The organism is Micromonospora sp. NPDC047465 (assembly GCF_040643125.1).
Classification (GTDB): Bacteria; Actinomycetota; Actinomycetes; order Mycobacteriales; family Micromonosporaceae; genus Micromonospora.
In genome coordinates, this window is sequence record NZ_JBEYTP010000028.1 from 21,279 (window position 1) to 41,755 (window position 20,477).

At 70.6% G+C, this 20,477-nt stretch carries 17 protein-coding genes and 2 pseudogenes; 6 read left to right on the forward strand and 13 right to left on the reverse strand.

Annotated features, from left to right (window positions below):
- Position 1: 1 nt before the first annotated feature.
- From ABZ793_RS23475 to ABZ793_RS23490, 4 genes are all read right to left on the reverse strand, one after another.
- Positions 2-586, reverse strand: a complete 585-nt coding sequence (locus ABZ793_RS23475; protein WP_357460801.1) for a hypothetical protein — start codon at positions 584-586, stop codon at positions 2-4.
- A gap of 33 nt (positions 587-619) precedes the next feature.
- Positions 620-940 carry a hypothetical protein gene (locus ABZ793_RS23480; protein WP_357460803.1) on the reverse strand — a complete coding sequence of 107 codons (321 nt, stop codon included), beginning with the start codon at positions 938-940 and terminating at the stop codon, positions 620-622.
- Between the two features lie 394 nt (positions 941-1,334).
- Complete coding sequence (locus tag ABZ793_RS23485; RefSeq protein WP_357460806.1) at positions 1,335-2,558, reverse strand: sigma-70 family RNA polymerase sigma factor; 1,224 nt, start codon at positions 2,556-2,558, stop codon at positions 1,335-1,337.
- Entirely contained in the window at positions 2,555-2,914 is a 360-nt protein-coding gene (locus ABZ793_RS23490; protein ID WP_357460938.1) for a YciI family protein, read from the reverse strand. Before ABZ793_RS23490 ends, ABZ793_RS23485 begins: the two co-directional genes overlap by 4 nt.
- A 293-nt stretch (positions 2,915-3,207) precedes the next feature.
- Here ABZ793_RS23490 and ABZ793_RS23495 point away from each other — a divergent pair, with 293 nt between their 5' ends.
- Positions 3,208-3,618, forward strand: a complete 411-nt coding sequence (locus ABZ793_RS23495) for a DoxX family protein (RefSeq protein ID WP_357460809.1) — start codon at positions 3,208-3,210, stop codon at positions 3,616-3,618.
- 45 nt (positions 3,619-3,663) lie between these two features.
- A complete protein-coding gene (locus ABZ793_RS23500; protein ID WP_357460811.1) occupies positions 3,664-4,113 on the forward strand; it encodes a hypothetical protein in 450 nt (149 codons plus the stop codon).
- A 22-nt stretch (positions 4,114-4,135) separates the two neighbouring features.
- Here ABZ793_RS23500 and ABZ793_RS23505 read toward each other — a convergent pair whose 3' ends face one another.
- The 4 genes from ABZ793_RS23505 to ABZ793_RS23520 all read right to left on the reverse strand — a co-directional run bounded on the left by ABZ793_RS23505 (position 4,136) and on the right by ABZ793_RS23520 (position 11,373).
- The gene (locus tag ABZ793_RS23505) at positions 4,136-4,570 is read right to left on the reverse strand and encodes an ABC transporter permease subunit (RefSeq protein ID WP_357460941.1); all 435 of its coding nucleotides are present in this window, start codon (positions 4,568-4,570) and stop codon (positions 4,136-4,138) included.
- Positions 4,462-4,974 carry a hypothetical protein gene (locus tag ABZ793_RS23510; protein ID WP_357460814.1) on the reverse strand — a complete coding sequence of 171 codons (513 nt, stop codon included), beginning with the start codon at positions 4,972-4,974 and terminating at the stop codon, positions 4,462-4,464. Before ABZ793_RS23510 ends, ABZ793_RS23505 begins: the two co-directional genes overlap by 109 nt.
- Positions 4,964-6,772, reverse strand: coding sequence for a RyR domain-containing protein (locus ABZ793_RS23515; RefSeq protein ID WP_357460817.1), 1,809 nt, complete (start codon positions 6,770-6,772; stop codon positions 4,964-4,966). The genes ABZ793_RS23510 and ABZ793_RS23515 overlap by 11 nt, the downstream gene beginning before the upstream one ends.
- A 281-nt stretch (positions 6,773-7,053) precedes the next feature.
- Positions 7,054-11,373, reverse strand: coding sequence for a HEAT repeat domain-containing protein (locus ABZ793_RS23520; protein WP_357460820.1), 4,320 nt, complete (start codon positions 11,371-11,373; stop codon positions 7,054-7,056).
- A 199-nt stretch (positions 11,374-11,572) separates the two neighbouring features.
- Here ABZ793_RS23520 and ABZ793_RS23525 point away from each other — a divergent pair, with 199 nt between their 5' ends.
- On the forward strand, positions 11,573-12,529 hold the full coding sequence (locus ABZ793_RS23525) for an SCO2521 family protein (RefSeq protein ID WP_357460823.1): 957 nt from the start codon (positions 11,573-11,575) through the stop codon (positions 12,527-12,529).
- Positions 12,530-12,535: 6 nt separating this feature from the next.
- Here ABZ793_RS23525 and ABZ793_RS23530 read toward each other — a convergent pair whose 3' ends face one another.
- The 4 genes from ABZ793_RS23530 to ABZ793_RS23545 all read right to left on the reverse strand — a co-directional run bounded on the left by ABZ793_RS23530 (position 12,536) and on the right by ABZ793_RS23545 (position 17,226).
- Positions 12,536-13,513: an SCO2522 family protein gene (locus ABZ793_RS23530; protein WP_357460825.1), complete on the reverse strand. Its 978-nt coding sequence runs from the start codon at positions 13,511-13,513 to the stop codon at positions 12,536-12,538.
- Complete coding sequence (locus ABZ793_RS23535) at positions 13,498-14,427, reverse strand: SCO2523 family variant P-loop protein (protein WP_357460828.1); 930 nt, start codon at positions 14,425-14,427, stop codon at positions 13,498-13,500. The genes ABZ793_RS23530 and ABZ793_RS23535 overlap by 16 nt, the downstream gene beginning before the upstream one ends.
- Positions 14,428-16,269, reverse strand: coding sequence for an SCO2524 family protein (locus ABZ793_RS23540; protein WP_357460831.1), 1,842 nt, complete (start codon positions 16,267-16,269; stop codon positions 14,428-14,430). It abuts the gene before it with no gap.
- Between the two features lie 240 nt (positions 16,270-16,509).
- Positions 16,510-17,226 carry an SCO2525 family SAM-dependent methyltransferase gene (locus ABZ793_RS23545; protein WP_357460834.1) on the reverse strand — a complete coding sequence of 239 codons (717 nt, stop codon included), beginning with the start codon at positions 17,224-17,226 and terminating at the stop codon, positions 16,510-16,512.
- A 166-nt stretch (positions 17,227-17,392) separates the two neighbouring features.
- Between ABZ793_RS23545 and ABZ793_RS23550 the strand changes: the two genes are divergently transcribed.
- A complete protein-coding gene (locus ABZ793_RS23550) occupies positions 17,393-17,545 on the forward strand; it encodes a hypothetical protein (protein ID WP_357460837.1) in 153 nt (50 codons plus the stop codon).
- 219 nt (positions 17,546-17,764) lie between these two features.
- A pseudogene (locus ABZ793_RS23555) lies at positions 17,765-17,938 on the forward strand (helix-turn-helix domain-containing protein); the annotation flags it as partial.
- 113 nt (positions 17,939-18,051) lie between these two features.
- Here the strand turns inward: ABZ793_RS23555 and ABZ793_RS23560 are convergent.
- On the reverse strand, positions 18,052-19,167 hold the full coding sequence (locus ABZ793_RS23560) for a MerR family transcriptional regulator (RefSeq protein ID WP_357460840.1): 1,116 nt from the start codon (positions 19,165-19,167) through the stop codon (positions 18,052-18,054).
- A gap of 230 nt (positions 19,168-19,397) precedes the next feature.
- On the opposite strand from ABZ793_RS23560, the pseudogene ABZ793_RS23565 reads away from it, so the two are divergent.
- Positions 19,398-20,146 (forward strand): annotated as a pseudogene (locus ABZ793_RS23565) (transposase); the annotation flags it as partial.
- Positions 20,147-20,477: the final 331 nt, after the last annotated feature.

Genomic DNA, 20,477 nt, shown 5'->3' on the forward strand with positions numbered 1-20,477 from the left:
GTCATCGGGCAAGAACCGCGTCCGTTGGCAGTTCGGTGTCCTCGTGCCCCCCGCCTGGGCGGACGCGCACGGCCTTGCCGACAGCACGGTGGCAGGTTCGGCCGAGTCGCCGTGGCAGCAGACCGAGTGCCTGATGGAGGTCCCGGACACCGCAGTCGTCCGGATCAGGGTGCGGTTCCTGCACCTGCAAAGACGGGTGGCCGAGGAACGGACGACCGACGGCGGCCACCGGCCGGTTGACAGCAGAGATGCCGGGAGCCGCATGGAACTCAGCTTCGACGAGGCCGTGCCACAGGAGTTCGACCTCGAAGCGTCGGTCGCCGACCTGCGCCGCGGCCGTCGCCTCGACGTCCGGGTCCCCGGCGGCGAGGACGTCGACCAGTTGGTCGACGATCGGGGCGAACCGGCGGGGCGGGTGGTGCGCCGGCGATGGCCGCTGTCCGCATCGGTCACCATCTCCGCCGCGCCCTGTCAGGCGCCTTTCCGGTTGCTGCGGCTGCGGATACGCGTCGAGAACACGGACCGGACGACTCCGGCGGCCAGCCCACGCGACGAGGCGTTGCGGTGTTGCCTGCTGGCGACCCACACCCTGACCTCCGTCAGCCAGGGTCGATTCCTGTCACTGCTCGACCCGCCCGAGTGGGCGGCGCACGCGGCGGAGGAATGCCGCAACGTGCACACCTTCCCCGTGCTGGCCGGCGAGGTCGGCACCGCTGACGTCCTGCTCTCGTCGCCGATCATCCTCTACGACCATCCGCAGATCGCACCGGAGAGCCCGGGCGATCTGCACGACGCGACCGAGATCGACGAGATCCTCTCGCTGCGTACGCTCACGCTCACCGACGCCGAGAAGCGGGAGGTGCGGGCCACCGATCCCCGGGCCGCCGCGATCCTCGACCGCGTCGATGCCATGCCGCCCGAGGTTTTCGCGCGGTTGCACGGCGCCGTTCGGACCCTGGAGCCCGTGCGGCGAGACGGCGCTGCCGCCACCTCACGACAGTGGTGGGAGCCCGGTGCCGACGCGGGGATCGCGCCGGAGAGCGACACCGTCCTGGTCGGTGGCGCCCTGCTGTCCCGGGGCAGCCGCGTCCGGTTGCGCCCCGGAAGCGCGGCACCGACGCGCACGACATGTTTCTGGCCGCACCGGCCGGGTGGAGCAGGTCCTGCTCGACGTCGACGGGTCACGGTTCCTGGCCGTGACGGTGGACGACGACCCGCAGCTAAGCACACTGAACCTCCCGAAAATGGAGAAATGTCCAACTTGAGGTTGCGGAGTCGATGGCGTGAGAGCCCGGATCGGTGCCCCTTGAGCCACCGTCGGTCCCCACCATGGGTTACCGGGCGGCGAGTCGGGCCTGTCGGAGCAGGTACTCGCGTTCCGGAATGCTCGCCGTCTGCCGTGCCGCGGCCTGGTAATGGGCGACGGCAGCCTCGTGCTCACCGGCTTGGTGGAGCAGGTGGGCCCGCACGGCGGCCAGGCGGTGGTTGCCCGTCATCCGGGGATCGGAGTCGAGCGCTTCCAGTAGTGTCAGGCCGGCCCGGGGCCCGTGGACCATGGCGGCGGCGACGGCGCGGTTGAGCGTCACGACGGGGTTGTCGTCGAAACGCTGGAGCATGTCGTACAGGGTGAGGATGTGCGGCCAGTCGGTGTCCTCGGCACGGGCGGCCTGGCTGTGCGCCGCGGCGATCGCCGCCTGGATCTGGTAAGGGCCCGGTCGGCGGTGCGCCAGTGCCGCGGCGAGCAGCGTGATGCCTTCGTGAATGGTGCGGCGATCCCAGCGGCCGCGGTCCTGCTCCGCCAGCGGCACCAGCTCGCCGGCGGGGCCGGTGCGCGCCGCCCGCCGGGCGTCGGTGAGCAGCAGCAACGCGAGCAGGCCGGCGACTTCGGCGTCGTCGGGGCGGGTCCGGTGGACCGTACGGGCCAGTCGGATCGCCTCGGTGGCCAGGTCCGTGCGCTGCAGGGCGACACCAGAGGTCGCCGTGTGCCCTTCGTTGAAGATGAGGTAGAGCACGTGTAGCACCGCCCGCAACCGACCATCGTAGTCGTGCCGGGTAGGTGGTTCGAACCTGGCGCCGGCGTCCCTGATGCGCTGCTTGGCCCGGCTGATCCGCTGTGCCAGCGTCGCCTCGGGCACGAGCAGGGCATGGGCGATCTCCGCCGTGGTCAGCCCGCCCACCGCTCGCAGGGTCAGAGCGATCTGCGAGGCCGTTGTGAGCGCGGGATGGCAGCACAGGAAGAACAGCGTCAGGGTGTCGTCGGACGCCTCGCCGGTGTCGGCCGCCGGAGCCAGCCAGTCGGCGGGTGGTACCTGCGCCGCGAGTGTCGCCTCGCGCCGCAGACGGGACTGCTCGCTGCGCAGGTGGTCGATCAGGCGGCGGGAGGCGACCCGGATCAGCCAACCCCGCGGGTTGTCCGGTACGCCTTCGGCGGGCCACTGCGTCGTCGCCGCCAGTAGCGCCTCCTGGGTGGCGTCCTCGGCCTCGTCGAAGTGCCCGTAGCGGCGTGTTACCGCTGCCAGGACCTGTGGCGCCAGTTCGCGCAGCAGGTCGTCGCTCATCCGTGCACGGGTCGCAGTTCGACGCGGGTGGACACGACGCCGGCGAACCGGGCTGCCAACTCGACCGCACGGTCGTGGGTCGCCACATCGATGATGCCGAACCCGGCGAGGAACTCCTTGGTCTCGGCGTAGGGCCCGTCGGAGACCACCGGCGTGCCGCCGCGGAGGTCGACCGTCTGCGCGCGTGCCGGCTCGGACAGCCCGAAGGCGCTGACCAGCTCGCCGGTGGCGGCCAGTTCCTTCTGCAACGCCTGCATCGCCTCGAAGTGGGCGGCGATCTCCTCGGGCGACATCGCGTCCGGGCCGGTGCCGGCCAGTGCTTCCCAGGCCGACGGGCCGCCGTAGGTCATCACCATGTATTTCACCGTCACCCTCCGCGTTCGCTAGATCGGACATTGATACCAGATCACAACGGTCGAATCCGGCCGGCGACCCGCGCGCCGGCGGGTGCGGTGTGCCCTCCGCGCGCCACACGTTCAGCCGGCGGCCACGACGCCGGCTTTGTTCCCCGCCGGCCGCAACCGTCCTCCCGGCGCCTCCGCCAGGTGGCCGGCGAAAAAGATCTTCGAAAAATCTCGACCGGCGTGTAGAGGACGGGTGGCCGGCTCCGACGTCCCGGGTACAACGACGACCCGACGAGGAGAGCCCGATGATCACAAGCGTCGCCACCCGTTCCGCCAGCCGCCCGACCGGTCTGCGCCGCACCGGAACCATCGCCCGGTGGGTGGTTCAGGTGTTCCTCGCCGTGCAGTTCGTCTCGGGCGGGGTGCTGAAGCTCATCGGCGACGCGCGAATGGTCGACCTGTTCACCGACATCGGTGCGGGGCAGTGGCTGCGCTACCTGGTCGGCGTGTGCGAGGTGGCCGGCGCGCTCAGTCTGCTGGTTCCGCGGCTGGCCGCGCTGGCCGCCCTCGGCCTGACCGGGCTGATGGCCGGGGCCGTGGTCACCAACGTTCTGATCGGCGCCAACCCCGTGGTGCCAGCCGCGTTCCTGCTGCTCGCGGCGGTCGTCGCCGTCAGCCGCCGCGCTCAGATGCGCCGCCCTGCCCCCACCCGTTGACACCCCAACCGTTCAAACGCCCGACCGGTGAAAGGAACCACCGCCATGACCGACGAGATCCTCGGCGGCGCGCCGTCCGCCAGCACCCCCCACCCGACCCTGAAGACCCTCGACGTACTGGTCGGCACCTGGGACGTCTCCGGGCCCGGGCACCATGGCACCGTCACCTACGAGTGGATGCCGGGCGGTCACTTCCTGGTTCAACGCGTCCACCTTGTCCAGGGCGACCACACCACGTCCGGTGTCGAGTACATCGGGTATGACCCCGGGAGCGGCACCCTGAAGTCGCACTTCTTCGGCAGCACGGGAGAGATCCTGGAGTACGTCTACGAGGTGGCCGACCGCGAGCTGACCATCTGGTTCGGCGAGCCAGGCTCGCCGGCGAGGTATCGCGGGACCTTCGACGCGGAGGGCACCAGCGCCACCGGAGCGTGGGCCTGGCCCGGTGGCGGCTACCAGTCCACCATGACCCGCGTCCATCCCGCCATCTGTTGACAGCCTGGTGGGGCGGTGTCTCTCAGCGGGAACGCCGCAGTGCCGAGGCCGTGACGGTGAGCACGGACAGGGCGACCAGCGACAGGCACGGTCCGAAGGCCGTCCACGGGGCGCGTTCCACGTACGGCATGCCCTCGGACAGCACGAGGCCCCAGTCCGGGGTCGGTGGTTGCGGACCGAGGCCGAGGAAGCCGAGTGCCGCCAGGGCCAGCGCGATGCCCGGGATGCGCAGCAGCGCGTGGCGGGTCAGCGGCCCGAGCACGCCGGGAAGGATGTGACACCACAGGGTCCGGGCCCGTCCACGGATCCAGCTCCCGTCGCAGGCAGCCGCCCGCCGTTGCTGGCCCGTCAGTCCCCGAGGACCATCCGGCGGGCACCGACGGGCCAGAGGATCGTGGTCGGGACGCCGTGGAGCCGCGCCCAGTCGACGGTCCGGTCCGTCGACGCCGCGTGGCAGCCAGGTTCGCCGTCCCACACCGCCACGAGTCGCTGCACCCGTCGCACCAGTTCGCGGTTGGCGGCCACGTAGGCGGCGGTGTTCGAGCGGTCGTGGCCGGTGTGGACGACCGCCGCCGCCCGGGCAAGCAGCTCGTCGAAGGTCGCCCGGTTCTCCGGGCTGATCACGGCGGTCCGGTAGTCGCGGGCCGGGAGGACCACCTCGTGCGTGCCGCCCATCTCCAGAATCGTGCGCACGAAGACCTGATCCGCACCGGCCGCCAGGCAGGTGACGCCGTGCACCGGCCGGTCGCTGATCCGGCGCAACTCGACGCGGAGCGCGTCGGCGACGAGCAGCTCGGTGTCGCGGGTCAGGTTGATGTGCCCGGTCATGCCGACGCGCACCGGTGCGGGATCAGTCGGCATCCCCCGGTCCTCTCCGCTGCGCGGGCACCGCGGGCGCCAGCCGGATCAGCTCGAACCCGCTGTCGGAGAGCACGTCGGGCAGCGCCCGGATCTCCTCACGGTTCTGCTCCTGAACGTCGGGGGGAAGTTCGTCCCACGGCCGCAGGGCGGGATGCCGCCGCCGGGCGTCGTCGCGGGGCTCGCCGTACGTCCAGCCCTCCCCCCGCCGTTCCCGGCACCACCGTTCGTGCTCGAGGCGGGCGAGTTCCTCGATCCGGTCGTCGATGACCTGCCCGGCGGCGGAGGCGTCGCGGGTGCCGCCGCGCCGGGGCGCCACGACGCACCCGAGATTCAACAGCTTCGCGGCGATGTCCTGGACGTGGGCCCGGTTCGCCCGCCGCAGCGACTCGGGCAGCCGCGACCAGTCCACCATCGCCGGCGCGTCGCCGGGGCGCACCCCGGCGCTCTGCTGGGCCTGGAGGTACCGCTCGTGGATCAGCCGGGCCAGCCGCTCGGTGAGGTCCTCGGCGATCAACCGGGCATCGCAGGCGCGGGTGAGCACCGGATAGAGGCGGAGCTTGCCGTGCACCTCGTCGAGCAGGTCGTGGCGGGAGTCGCCGTGGAAGGCGGCGGCGAGCGCTGCCTGCTGGTAGACCGGCACGAAGACGGAACTCTCGGCGCTCTGCCAGAGGGCGGGCGTGTCCAGCACGAACTGCAGGCCGCTGGTCTCGTCCGGTGCGCAGACGTAGATGCGGTCGTAGCGGCCGCGGTCGAGCTGGTCGAGCCCGACGAGGCCGTCGAGGTCCAGGTTGTGCGCGGTGAGCTGGCAGACGGTGGTCAGGAACGGGTAGCGGGACGCCGCGACGGCGAGTTCGGTGTCGGCGTCCGGGGCCACGAGGTCCACCCGCAGGGGTGGCACGAACTGGCCGGGAAGGGTGTCGGCGTGGCGTGCCCGCCAGTGCCGAGCGGTTTCCACCAGGAGGGCTCGGCGGAAGGTGCCGGTGCCGGCGATGAGGACCTTGGTGGGTCGGCCGGTCGCGTGTGGCAGCGGGTGGTGCCGGTGCAGTGCGCGGGCGGCGACGTCGTCGACGTGGAAGTAGTCCAGCCGCAGCCGGCTGGATCCGGCGGCGCCGAGTCGTCGGGCCTGCAGTGACAGGCACATCTCGGAGTCGTGGACCAGTACGTAGACCCGAGGTGGTTGCCGTCGGTCCTGGACGAGCCGGCTGGCGGTGTTGGCGATGGCGTGGTTGCGGTCGTCGTCCTCGCTGCAGGCGTAGATGGTGTGGGCGCGGGGCAGCCCGGCGCCGCGCAACACCTGGGGGCTGGCCGGGTCGCCGATGACGCCGAGATACCGGCGTAGGCGGTACTCCAGCGGTCCGAACGGCTCGGAGCGCACCACGACCACGCGCTCGCCGTCGGCGAAGAGCCGGTCGGCGAGCATGTGGGCGAACTGGGAGTCGCCGCAGACCAGGACGTGACCACGGGACCGCCGGGCCCGCAGGCGGCGGCTCTCGGCGGCCAGCAGCAGCCGGCTGGCCTCGGCCACCGCGAGGAGGGTGAACAGCGGGGCGGCGAACCGGGCGACCTGCAGCTGCCACGGGTACGGTCCGGCGCTCTGGAACGGTTCGGCGCCGAAGACGAAGAGTTGCAGGTCGTAGTAGAGCACGTCGTACGGGTCGTGCGCGGTGCCCGGCCGGGCCTGGAGCAGGCGCTCGAAGCCGACGTAGCCGAGAATGAAGGCGGCCAGTCCGATGACCCCGAACACGACTCGAAGCCACCATTCGACCAGGCGGCGCGAGCCGGCGACCGGGTCTGTCATGGCCCTGATGATATTTGACGAGGTCGATCAGGGCCGTGCTCGGCGCGTGCCCGCCTCCGCGCTGCCAGCTCGGGCGAGCCGGCGGCGGGGAGCATGTCGCGCGGAGGCCGTCTCCGCAGCCGGGGCTGGGCGCCCGTGCGGGTACGGGACATGCGCACGCTGATGCCACGGTCGGTGCGAGCGTGTTGCTGACGGCGGGCGGGGCTACGGTTGGTGTCCCGCCCGGCTCGACCTTTTCACGGGCGACGGCACCGCCCGCCCGGGCGTCCGGTCGGGCCCGGTCACGGGAAGTCGTCGGGCTTGGTGTCGGGCAGCGCGGCCAGCAGTTGCCCGGCCAGCCGCCGTACGGTGGCGTCGTCCTCCTGGCGAGCAAGCCGCGCGAGCACAACCCGGGTCCGGGTGTCCCGAGAGTAGTGGCGGGTCAACCCGAGCAGCGCGGTCCGGCGGATCTCCCAGTCATTGTCGTCAGCCAGCCGTAGCAGCAGCTCCTGTACCCCCACTCGGCCGGCCAGCGTGGCTCCCAGCTGTTCCACGGCCCGGCGCCGCACCTCGAGGTCCGGGTCGTCGCGGACCAGCCCCACCAGCAGTACCCGGACCTCCGGGTCGGCTCCGAAGTGCGCGCCGAGCGCGGCGGCGATGCGGGCGCGGATCGCCGGGTCCTGGTCTGCCAGGCGGCGCAGGAGCCGCAGTGTCACCGCCATGGATGCCGAGCCCTGCTCGGTCAGGCAGCACACCGCCGCGTCGAACACGGTAGGGTCGCTGTCCGATTCGACGCACTCCAACAGCACGTCGGTCACCACATCGGGGCTCCCGTACGCGCAGAGGGCCTGCACGGCGGCCAGCCGGATGCCGACGTAGCTGTCTCGGCGGGCCCGCCGGCACAGCGTCTCCATCAGGCCGTCGGCCTCGCCGTGACGGGCGAGCGCCTGGGCGGCCGCGCGCAGCACGTTCGGGTCGGGGTCCCGGCTGACCTGCTCGGCCAGGCACTCCAGCACCTCGGGGTCGGGCGGGTCGGCGAGGCGGGTCAGGCGGAGGGTGACCCGCAACCGGACGATCGCGTCCCGCTCCTGGGAAGCGCGGCTGATGAGCAGAGCACGAGTGGCGTGCCCGAGTAGCGGCCGGCCGGTGAGCAGGTCGACCGCGGCGAGCCGGACGCTCGCGGTCGGGTCGCGGTGAGCCTTCTCCAGCAGCAGTTCCCCGGTGCGGTGGTCTGGGTATGCCTCAGCCAGTGCGCGCACCGCGGCGAGGCGCACCGTCGCGTCCTCGTCGGCACGAGCCGCGTGCGCCACCACGGTCCATCCGGTGTCGTCGGCGCGGTCCCGGTCGATCAGCGCGGTCACGGCGGCGGCACGCACGGAGGCGTCCTCGTCCTGCTCGATCTGGTCGACCAGCCGGGCTCGGCAGCGCCCCTCCGGGTCGGATACGAGCGCCAGCCGCTGCACGGCGACCGCGCGGAGCCGCGCGGAGGTGTCCGAGCCGGCCAGTTTCAGCAGCAGTTCGATGCTCTCCGGGCCGGACCGCCCCGGCAGCAGCTCGGTCACCACGCAGCGCCGCACCTCGTCCGGGGAGTCGCCGGTCACCCGCTGAAGCGCCCGGGTGCGGGCGGTCTCGGCGTGCTCCGGCAGGGCCAGCAGGCCCTCCAGCGCGCACTGCACCACGCCCGGGTCGGTGTCGGTGGCCAGCAGTCGCTGCAGTGTCTCGGGGGCGTCCGGCAGGTCGGCGCAGCGCGTGGTGAGCACTCCGGCGGCGGCCCGCCGCACCGCGGTGGCGGGGTCTTCGGTGGCCCTGGCCAGCACCTGGCGGACGTCCTCGGAGAGCTCGGTCCGGCCGCCGAGGGACTGCACGGCCAGCGCGCGCACCGCGAGATCGGGTGAGTCGGCAAGGTCGCGCAGCACGTCGACGTGGTCGGGGTCGGCGCCGAAGTGCGCGACCAGAGCCCGTACGGCGGCCTGCCGCACCGCGGTGGAGACCTCGGCCTGTGCCTGGGCGAGCAGGAGGTCTCGGCATCGGCGGCGGCTGCGGTTGGTGGTGGTGTCCAGCCGGCCGGCGGTCTCGGCCAGCCCCGCGACCAGGGTGAGGTGGGCCTGTCGTTCGCGGCCCTGCCCGAGTTCCCGGACCAGCAGTTCCTCCAGCTGCTCCTCGGCGGTGGAGAGCGCCGCGGCGATCCGGGTGGCGAATGCGGAGCCGGAGCGCCAGCTGGTCCGCACCCCGCGACGGCGGTACCAGTGCAGGAAGGCTTCCCGGCCGGGCCAGCTCGGTCCGAGCGCCCGGATCGAGGACAGCAGCTCCTGCTCGGTGAGCTCCACGAGGTTGGGGTCGTCGGCGGAAATGCCGTGTTCGACCAGCCGCACGACCTGGCACAGCACCGCGTCGCCCGCGCCGGCCAGCTCGGCGGGCTGCGGGGCCTCCGCCACGCACTGCGCGGCCAGCACCAGGTTCCATGGCGGGCCGGTCAGGTTCAGCGGCGGCCAGGGTTGGTTGGCCTCGGTGGCGAGCAGGATGACCAGGTCGTTGGCGGTCTGGGCGGGCAGGGCGCCGGCGACCAGCCGGAGCACCTCCCGCCAGGACGGGTCGGCCCAGTGCTCCCGGAACAGCGCGCGCAGTTGGTCGAGGCCCCAGGCGTCCGGATCGTGCTCGAACCTGTCCACGATCTCCTCTGCGCAGAAGAACTCCAGGAACGTGCGGTGCACGAACCCGAAAAGTCGCAGTCCGTACCGTTCCAGGATGAAGCTTCGCTGACGCAATTTGTCGATCATCGAGTAGGCCATGGCGAGCGCCCGCTCGTTCTCGAAACCGTAGAACGCGACGAGGTCGTCCCGGAAGATGCGCGCCAGTTCGTCGGATTCAATGTAGTTTCCTGCCGGGCCGGACTCCCGGAACTGCATCCAATACGCCAGGTGGCGCACCAACCGGCGCTTCGCCTGCAGGTCCAGCAGCGGCACGTCGCTGTGGCTTTCCCGCAACTGTTTGGTCACGTCCCACTCGGAGATCAGGACGTCTGTGACGTGCGCGTAGAGCCGGTGCCGGTTGCGGGGCAGCGGGTGGCCCCGGCCGACGATCGCCATGAGCATCAGCAGCAGGGGGTTGCCGGCGATCTCGTGCATCGCTCGGGACCTGCGCACCACGTCAAGAATCTGTCGCCGTTGCCGGTCCGCTTCCGCCGTCGGTGTGGGCATCACGTAGCGGTACCAGTTGCCGAGGAACCGGACGATTCGCTCGTCGTCGAGATCCTCCAGGGTGAAGTGGTCGAAGCCGGCGTTGGCGAAGGTGTGCCGCAGGTATCCGGCCGCCCGCGAGGTGACCATCGTCCGCACCCCCGGGTACTCGCTGGCGAACGTGGCGATCTGCGCGGCCACCTCCTCCCGCTGCGCGGGGTCGAACACCTCGTCCAGGCCGTCGAACAGGAACAGCGCCTGGCCGCCCTGACGTAGGTACGCCTCCAGCACGCCCTGGTCGATTCCGGCCAGTCCCTGCTGGTGGCGGTGCCCCACGTAGTCCAGCAGGCCGTCGCACCGCCCGTCCCCGCAGTGCGCGGCGTAGGAGCGCAGCTCGATCAGGACGGGCAGGTACCGGTCCAGCGCCGCCAGCCGGGGCTCGGCGCAGACTCCGGCCAGCGCCAGCGCCAGGTACCGCGCGGCCGCCGACTTGCCGGAGCCGGGGTCGCCGAGCAGCACGATCGCTCGCCGGCCCGGATCGCACACCACGTCGAACAGGGCCAGCGCGTCCTTGGCCGCGTACTCTTCCCAGAGCCGCTCCACCTCCTCCGGGTTGACCACCCCGGGCAGCCCGCTGGCGTGATCGTCGCCTGTGGAGCTGGCCCACCGCCACCAGGCCAGTGGCATCTCCGGCCGGGTGTCCTCGTGTACGCGGGGCTCCACGAACATCTTCGGTAACCCGACCGTGAGATATCCGATGGTGGGGCGTGGTGAGACCGCGTCCAGCGGAACGGCCTGGTATCTCAGCGCCAGCTGCTTGTAGTACTGGCTGCGCACGGCTTCCGGCAGGTGGGTGTCCGGGTCGGCGGGCTCGCGCGCCGGGGATCGGCCACTGCGCACCTCGGCCAGTGCCACGGTCACCTTGGCGGCGAGGTCGTCCACGCCGGAGAAGAACGCACAGAGGTGGCGCTCCTTGAGCTCCCGGCGCAGCGCGACGATCTGCTGCCAGTCGGCGTCCCGGTCGATCATGCCGACCGGCCAGGGTGTGTCCTCGGCGAGCAGAAAAATCAGGCAGGGCTTTCCGGCCGCGAGTGCCTCACGGTATTCCAGTTCGGTGATGGAGGAGTCCTGGCCGGGCGGCCGAAAACCGTACCGCCAGGCGAACAGCCCCACGTAGAGATCGCACCGGCGCACATCGGCCAGGCAGCGTTCCAGCGGTGGCCGGACGTCGGCGCCGTACGCCTCCATGGCCACGTCCTCGATCTCCAGACGACGTGCCACGACGTGCACGGCAGCACGATATTCCAGCAGGTCCTTTTGGGTGGCCGAAATGTAGACCTTCATGAACGGCAAACTCCAGGGGTAGCTGGCGACCGCACCATTGAAAGTATCAGCTGCCTTCACATCCCTCTGACCCGCAAACACCCGCAACCCCCTGCCGTACATGGGAATCCCGCCAAGGGTGGGCCTATGATGGCCGCAGGACAGATACGGGTCCGGGCGAGCCGAATCCGGTGCTCACGAGGAGTTTCGGTAATCCCAGACGGGTCCGTGTCGGTGCGGGTCACGGCGGCGTACGTCAATCACCATGGGACCGCACGCCGCGGGGCGCCCGCGGACCGGTGCCGGCAATGCGGAGGAAGCCATGCTCACGGTGGGTGAGGTGCACACCAGCCTGCTGCAGCACAGCACGGCGCTGACCCAGGAGCAGAGCTCCGAGGTGCTCGGCCTGGTCGAGGGCGAGGTCGTGCTGACCTCCCGGCGCCCTTCGCTCTACGCGGTGTCGCCCGACGTCCGCACCGGCGTGGACTGCTGGCTGCCGAGCGCCAGGAAGCGCCAACTGCGCGGGGTGGGTGCGGTGGTCACCCGGGCCATCATCACCGGTGGCCGACTCGTGCAGGCCTCCTCGGTGATCCAGGTCGTCGCGGGCGATCGCCGCCAGCCATGGTCGCACTATCTGGCCAACCCCGGTGTCCTTGAGACGGTCGGCAGGCTGGACGCCGCGGACCTGACGGCAGGCTTCCTGCACGGCAACAACGCGGACGTGCTGAACCTGGAGGCGATCACCGGCCGGGTACTCGACGGCGTGCAGATGTCCGACCTGCTGGACCGACACCCGCCACTGCGCGCGGCGCGCACCCGGCTGCGTTGGACCGCGCAGGTCGACCAGCAGCCGGGCCGGGCCGTCTCGGCGGTGGTCACCGTGGACTCCCCCACGCTGCGCACGGTCGAACTCGTGGTCGGCCCGCAGGACGTGCCGGCCGCCGTGGCCGGCCTCTGCGAAGATCTCGCGCTGCACGATTGGCTGCTGACCATGCTGTCCTCCCTGGTGGAGGCCGCGGTCACCCGACCGGCCTCCGGGCAGGAGCACATCGAGCGGCTGCGGCCGGTGCTGGAGCACCTGCTGCACCTGTGGCTGCCTGGCGCTCGGGTCCACCCGCGACTGCGGCCGATCTGGGACCGCCTGGAGCAGGTACCCGGGTTCAGCCGGCAGTGGAAGTCGTCGGTCAACTGGATCCGGGATCAGATCAGCGTGAACAACATGGCGCTGCTGCGCGACCTGGCCGACCGGGTGGCGGTCAAACAGCCGTGCGGCCGCTGACCACGCTCACTCGCCGATGAACACGTAGCTCAACCGGTCGACCAGCTCGCTCGGCAGCTGCAGGCCCTCGCCGCCGGCCCGCTTGGCGACCTGCTGCGCGACTGCCGACGGTACCGCCACCTGGCCGAGGATGGTCCGTACGGCCAGCTCCACGGGCAGGTACTGGGTGTCCATGAGGGTCAGCGTGCGGTACGCGCAGAACGGCGCGGCGAGCGGGTTCAGCTGGACGATCGCGGGCAGTTCGTCCCAGTCGGTGGGCAGCTCCCCGACCAGCCGGCACGGCTGCCTGATCGTCTCACCCCGGTGCCGTAGCACGCCCAGCCGGGTCAGCTGCCAGACCGAGGCGAGCAGCGCGCAGGCCCACACCCGGGTGTTCGGTTCGTCGGACCACAGCTCGATGTCGACGAAGATGGAGTGCTGGGGATCGCCGGACTGCACCGGCGGGGACCACGGCCGTGGCAGGGTCATCGCCGGGGCGTCGACGTGGCCGGGCGACCGCTTACCGTTGGACAGCCAGCCCGACTCGCTCAGCGGGGGGCGACTGCCGGTGGTGTGCCGGGGCGGTTCCACCACCAGTGTGTCGACCACCAGCTGGGCCAGCTCGACACCGTCGTGCCGCGCGAAGCTGGACTCCCGGGCCACGTAGTCCAGCGTCAGGCCGTGCTCCGCCGCGGCGCTCTGCACCTGCGGGATCACCTCACGGGGGGTACCGAAGCGGTGGAAGTAGTCGTCCACCATGAAGCAGGTGCTGATCCGCGGTTGCCGGTGTGGGGGCAGGCCTCGTCGGGCCAGGGCCGGGATCGCGGCCGACCAGTCCGCGATCCGCTCGAACTTGCGCCGCAGCTCCTGGCATCCGTCGCCGAAGTCCTCCGCGTAGAAGTGCCCCAACTCCACGGACAGATGCGAGTACGCCACGCTCTCTGTACGTCGCACCGCAGCTGCCTCCTGGAACCTGACATCCACGCCAATCACACGGTCTCCCATGCCGTCTCGTCGAAGAGCTTCTCGGTCAGATCCACGAAAGCGTCCACGGTCTTGACGTTCGCGATCTTGCTCTGCACGTCGTGGTCCGAGATGAGCTGCTCCCGCCACTGCAACAGAGGATCCAGCGGCACCGCGCCGAACAACGTGGTGCGCCCGACGCCCCGCCGTCGGGCCAACTCCGACAGCTCCGCGTCGCACTTGCGCAGGAATGCCTGCTGCGCAAGGTCGAGGTAGCCGACCTCGGGACCGCGTGAATCGATCACCGCCGTGCGGACGAACCGCAGCGACTCCCGCAGCCGCTCCGGCTCGTGACCATACTCCTTGCCCATGGCCACGATCCCGCCTGCCTCGAAGGCCAGATCCGCAGCCGCGGTGACGTGCTGGGGAGTCCACCGGTGGAAGACCAACCAGCGAACGGTGACCTTGCGCAGGGTCGGGGTGGCGGTGGCCGCCAGCGCGATCTGGCTGGCGTACGACCGGCCGGCGCTGAGGTCCACCAGGGTCAGGTCGAACTCCTCCTCCAGCCGAAGGAAGAGTTCGGCGCAGCGCTTGGCGATGTCGTTGGTGAAACCGAACTCGCTGCCGTTGCGCTGCCCGGGCAGGAGCACCAGCGGACCGGACCCGATGGGCCGCTGCCGCAGGCTGGCCCGCTCCGACGTGCCCCACACGTCCAACTGTTCCGGAGACGGGATCTCCCCGCGCAGATACCGGTGCAGGCCGCCGCCGTTGGGTCCGGCGCCCTCCACCCCGTTGACGGCCTGCGGGATCTGGAACGTGATGCCGGCCGTCGGCGAGCCGAAATCGTAGTCCAGGTAGCAGGTGGGGCGGCCGGACAACGCGCTGCGGTAGGCGATGTTCGCCGCGGTCACCGAACGCCCGGTACCGCCCTTGTGCGACGTGACGAAAACCAGCATTCAGATCCCCTCGCTGGCCTTCTGCTGCCCGGTGGCGACGTCGTTGAGCAGCAGCAGCAGGGTGTTCGCCAGGGCGGCCGCCGTGCCGGGGCGTTCGTCCACCAGCAGCTGCGCCCGGCGCAGACTGGCCCGGATGCTACGCATGCTGCGCTGCATCGCCTCACCGGCGAACGTGCCGCGCATCAGCTCCCGGTCGAACAGGTACTCGGCCTCGTCGATGAGATCCTGCGCGTACGCGGCGAGCCGGCCGGCCCGCGGGAACGGCCGGTCCCAGAGCAGCTGACCGGCGCTGACCAGCGCCTCCACCACCCGCTCGGTCAGGTACCAGGAGGGTGCGTCCGGCTTCGGCGCCAGCCCGGGGAAAGCACCGCCGGCGTGATCCCACAGCCCTCGGTGCTGGCCGTCAGGGATACGCCGCAGCAGCAGGTGGTCCCACACCTCGTCCGCCAGCTCGAGCAGCTCGCTGCGCCGCCGGGCGTTGCTCAGCAGACCGGCGACGGTGGCCGCCCGCTGGAGCAGCACCGTGGAGTACTCGTTCACGTTCCACGTCATGATCGGCTTCGACGTGTCGTCGTTCAGGGTCACCCGCTTGCCTGGCGCGTGCAGGAGCAGCGCCGGCTCGTCGGGCGAGGCACGTCGGGTGATCCGCGCCCGCTGCGCCAGCTCCACCAGCACCGAGGCGATCCGGCCGAGTTCCTCGTCGGCGCCGCGCCCGCCGGCGATCAGGCCCTTCACCGCCAGCGACGTGGCCTGGAGGGTGTAGTAGTCGGTCCGGTCACCGTCGGTCGTCCGCCAGGGAATGTCCTCGATGGGCCACCGCCGTCGGTTGCCGAAGGTCGCCACCGTCGCCCAGTAGGTCCGGGTCAGCTCCCAGCGCAGCTGCAGCGCCCGAGACAGCCGCTGCTGCTCCTCGTTGAGCAACCCGAGCAGTCGGGTGCGTTCGGAGTTCAGGTCCTCGATGGCGTCCATCGCGATGACGGTGAAGTAGAGGTAGGGAGCGTTCTCCGCCGAGCCCTCCCGCTGCAGGCCGATCGGCTCGGTGGTCGGGACCTCCTCGGCCCCGGCGATGATCCCCCACGACCAGCCGCACTCGAACAGCATCTCGCTGTTGTCCAGGTCCTCGGTCACCCGGCCCGACCCGATGACCACGCTGCGCAGGCTGGCCATGGTCTCCCGCAGCTGTTCGCGCAGCGCGGCCACGACTTCGCGGCGCGGCAACTCGTCCTGGTTGATCATGTCGCACAGCCGGACGCCGTACTCGTCGCTGGAGGTGAAGACGAAGGTACTGAAGCTGCGGAGCAGGCCGACCATGGCCGCGGTCAGCCGCGCGCTGGCCATCGCCTCCAGGGCGTCCAGTTGCGCCAGCAGGTCGCGACGCTTCGTGGCGCCACGGTAGACCTTGACGAAGCCGATCGTCGCCAGGGTAAGCGTGACGGAGACCGCGAACGAGTCGACGATGTCCAGGGAGCGTTGCTCGTCGGTGAGCTCCGAGCCGCCCTCCAGCGGGGCGAGGTAGCTACCGCCGCTGAAGATCGGAGTGCCGGTGTCGTCGGTGTACCGCGTGAAATAGTCGGTGATCACGCTGACCAGCCGGCGGGGAATCTCGATCGCGCCGCCGATCGGGCTGAGCGCCTCGATCACCTCTTCGTCGGCGCGATCCGGGTCGTCGAGCGACAGCACGGGGACCCGGGCCGCCGGGAGCAGCAGTGTCAGCAGTTGCTCCGCGTCGCTGATCGAGTTGCTGCCACTTCGACCACCCCAGTGCCATTCACCGTTCTGCCAGCAACTACGCACCGTGGCCCGCCAGATGTCGAGAATCTCCTGGCGTGGCTGTATCCGCACGATTCACCGCCGTCTGCTGTAGTCGTCGACTCGAAACTGCTGGTGTTGCCGTTCACAGGATGATCTACGGTGATCCGCAATGACGCGCACCAACATGGTAGCGGGCCAGTCGAGTGCCACTCGAACAGCTTCGATGGCCGCGTGTCGGCAACCCGACCCATCGGGCGCGGTGCGAACGCCCGTACCGGTAGGCCGCGCCGACCTCACGGCGCCGGCGCCTCCCATGATCAGGCATCAGCACTATCCGCGGGTACGGCCGGTGGTCAGCAGCATGCTCAGGTACCCGTCACGCAGCGGCGGGGTGAGCCGCACCTCGTGGACGGCCAGGTCGTACGCGCCGGCCGCGATGCTGGCCACCACCTCGGCGCGCTGCAGCGCCACGGCCGGGAACAAGCGCTGGCCGACGCGGTAGCCGCGGGAGCCGAGCATGACCGCCACGGCAAAGGGCGAGCCGGGCCGCAGCGCTGCGAGGAACCGGCCGATCGCGTGCTCGGACTCCGCGCGGTCGGCCGATATGGAGCAGGCTACGAAGAACATCGTGCCGGCGTCCCAGGCATGCCTCGGCACGTCGAAGACACTGGCCCTCAGCACTCGGCCCACCCGCGCCAGACGGCCCCGCGGATCGGTCAGCGCCGAGTACGCCGGGTGCTCCGCGCACACCCGCCAGTACGGGTCCCAGAGCTCGTCGTAGCTGTCGATCTGCGTACGCAGCCAGCTCACATTCGACATCGACCAGTCACACAGGTCGATCGTGCGCGCAAACGGCAGCAGCGACAGCGCCGGGTAGAGGTTCGCCCCCGACCCCACGTCGACACAGCGCGCGCCGGAGAGCTTCGCCCCGGCGAGAAAATCTCTGGTACGGCAGAGGATTTCACGATCATCGGCACGCAGAACCGCGTAGTTGTGCCGGACGTACGCCTGGGGGTCGAAGCTGTCCCACTCGACGTCAGAATTCACCTGCCTCGGAGCCTGGATAGGCGGGGGTGGGGTCGACGACTCGCCGCAACCGCCGCCAGCCGCCGGGGTCAACGTCATGGACGGGCCTCCATCGATGTCGGCGGATCACATTGATCGTCGTTCCGGCGCGCTCCTTCTCACTGCCCATTGTGTATCGAAGGTCGTCTTGGCCCGCAAGCAGCGGCACTTTACCGACTACGACCGTCGCCATCGACGCGGCGTTCCGGACGAGCAGATCACGGTGATCAACGTAGTCAGCGCCTGCCTCCTCGTCGCCAACGCGGTGACCCTCGACGCGGGCGGGGCGACGACGCACTGACCAGGCCGGCAGGGCTGGACAGGCCACCGGAAAGCGGGCCAGTGCTCCGCCCTTCGGGGCGGGGCGAAGGCCCGCGCGGGAGGGCGGTCAAGGCCCGGACGTGTTGCAGGCCACCTGATTCTCCTGCTCGATGTTCTGACGTAGGACAGTCATGGATGCGCCGGCGACGGACCCGGCGAGGTACGAAGCGAACCACTGTCTGTTGGCCCGGTAGTAGTGATGAACCAGGTCGGGAAGCTCTGCCGGGTCCGCCGCGAGGACACGCCCCTGAGGCTGTTCACCAGTGACGTGCAGCTTCGGTACAACTACCGCGTCCACCCGACGCCGGGCCAGCAGGAAGCGCTGGCAAGGGCGTTCGGGTGCGCGCAGGTGGGGTTCAACGACGGGCTGCGCGCGCGGCAGGAAGGGCCGGGCTGCCGTACGTCTCGGATGGGGAGCTGTCCGAGCAGCAGAATCCAACGAGCCCGGCGGTCAGCTCTTTGGCGGCGTTTCCGCCGCACGGTGGTTCAGGCTACGAGCAGGCGGAGACCGAGCTCTGCCGCCTCGAGGGCGACGAGGTCGCGGTTGCGCTCGGCCCACCGGCCTGAGGAAAGGTCCTCGCGGAGTGCGCTGACTGCCCGCTGCTCAGCCTGCGGTCCGACTCTGGTCCATACCGAAACCGCGCGGCGTACATGTTCGTCCAGGTACGCCTCAGGCCGGCGCCAGTATGCCTCGAAGAAGCCGTCAGCGCAGTCCCACGGGACGAGCACCGGCTCCGCGCGTCCTCCGATCGCGCGGGTCAGGTCGGCCAAGGACGGCCAGCCGACGAGGAGATCTGCGAACTCAGGTAAGTAGTCGCGGGTGAGCCAGAACCGCTGACGCCAGCCGGTGTCATCGGCGTCGTACGTGAACACCACCACGCGGCGGGCCACACGCCGCATCTCACTCAGCCCGGCGACCGGATCCGGCCAGTGATGAACGGTGCTGACCGCCATCGCGGCGTCAAAGGACTGGTCCTCGAACGGCAGACTCTCCGCAGCGGCGGCCACGCACGGCGCCGCGCCCACGGGACGCTGTGCCCGCATGACCGCCGACGGTTCCACCGCCGTGACGTCACGATCGGGTGGTTCGTAGGAGCCGGTGCCAGCCCCGACGTTCAGCACCGTTCGTGCGTCCCCCAGCGCATCCCAGATGCGCGCGGCGATCCGTGGCTCGGTGCGCCACGTCGCTGGATAAGCGGATCCGATGACGTCGTACAACTGCGCGCCGAACACCCTCAGTTGCTCCTCCGGAGTCGTCCTGATTCCCATCGCTCGTGCCTCCAGTTCCCTGTCTATGGCCGTCACCATGGCAGCAGCGCGGTCGCGCTGGTCCATCAGCAGACCGCGCAGCCGGCACAGGTGCGCCACCGCGTCGGTGGCCGAATCGTCAACCAGATCCGCAATCTCCCGCAATCCGAAGCCGAGCCGCCGGTAGGCGAGCACCTCCCGGAGTCGCTCCACATCGCCCGGGGAGTAGGCCCGGTGCCCAGCCGCGGTCCGCGTGGACGGCTCCAGGAGGCCGATCGCGTCATAGTGATGCAGTGTGCGGACGCTGACGCCGGCCAACTCCGCCACACGCCCCACGGTCAGGTGCTCCTCCACGCCACCGACTATGTGGCATGACGCCGCGTGAGGAGCAAGCGCTTCGCTGCTGGCATGATCGAGTTTCGCTCATCGGCTACTTATCTACTGGTGTTACGACCGCAGCCCGGCCAGGCTAGGTCGAGGTGACCGGCGGGTCGCTCTCTCATCGGCTGGGCTGCCCACCGCAAGTCTTGGTGTGGCTCTGTTTTGGCATGCGTCCTGTCGGTCACCGTGGTTGAAGCTAGTCCATGACGGGGTCTGAGTCCGCCGTGCCGGGCGGGCCAGCGGCGGGTTCGTCGCTGCTCGACGAGATCGTGCGGGACGGTGCGCGCCGGATGCTCGCGGCGGCGTTGCAGGCTGAGGTCACCGCGTATGTCGATCAGTTCGTCGACGAGGTCGACGAGAACGGTCACCGGCTGGTGGTCCGCAACGGCTACCACGAGCCCAGGGAGGTGGTCACCGCGGCCGGTGCGGTGCCGGTCCGCCAGCCGCGAGTCAATGACAAGCGCGTCGCGGCGTGTTCCCCGAGACCCGAGAACAGCGCTGCTGGTTCCACAAGATCGCCAACGTGCTCAACGCGCTGCCCAAGTCCGCCCAGCCCGGCGCGAAGGCGGCGCTTGCCGAGATCTGGAACTCCGGGGACCGCGACCACGCCCAAGCCGCCGCCAGGACGTTCGCCGACGCGTACGGAACCAAGTGGCCCAGGGCCGCCGCGAAGATCCCCGACGACCTCGACGTGCTGCTCGCGTTCTACGACTACCCGGCCGAGCACTGGATCCACCTGCGCACCACCAACCCGATCGAGTCCACCTTCGCCACGATCCGGCTCCGTCAGCGGGTCACCATGGGACCCGGCTCCCGCGCTGCCGGCATCGCCATGGCCTTCAAGCTCATCGAGTCCGCCCAACGCCGCTGGCGCGCCGTCAACGCACCCCACCTCGTCGCCCTCGTCCGCGCCGGCGCCGGCGCCGACAAAGGGCGCATCGTCGAACGACCCGACGACCACCCTGACCACGAGTCAGGAGATGACGCTCAAGCCGCGCGAACGCTCAATCTGTGGGTGGCTAACGAGATCTGCCCGCTGACGGCCACCGACCTCCCGGCGGTGGTGACCACGTGGCGTGGTTAGAGACAAGGAGAGCCGCGACGCACCCCAGCCAGCGTGCCGGCGGTCGGCGATGCGATGGAGCCGCTTCGGCCGCGTTCTGGGACAGCCGCCGGCTGACTGCGGCTTGAGCAGATCGCCGAATCGGTCGCGCGCTCGGTCTGCGGTCTGGTTCGCACCACGACGGTGTTGAGTAGGTGGGATCGGGCGCCGATGAGAAATG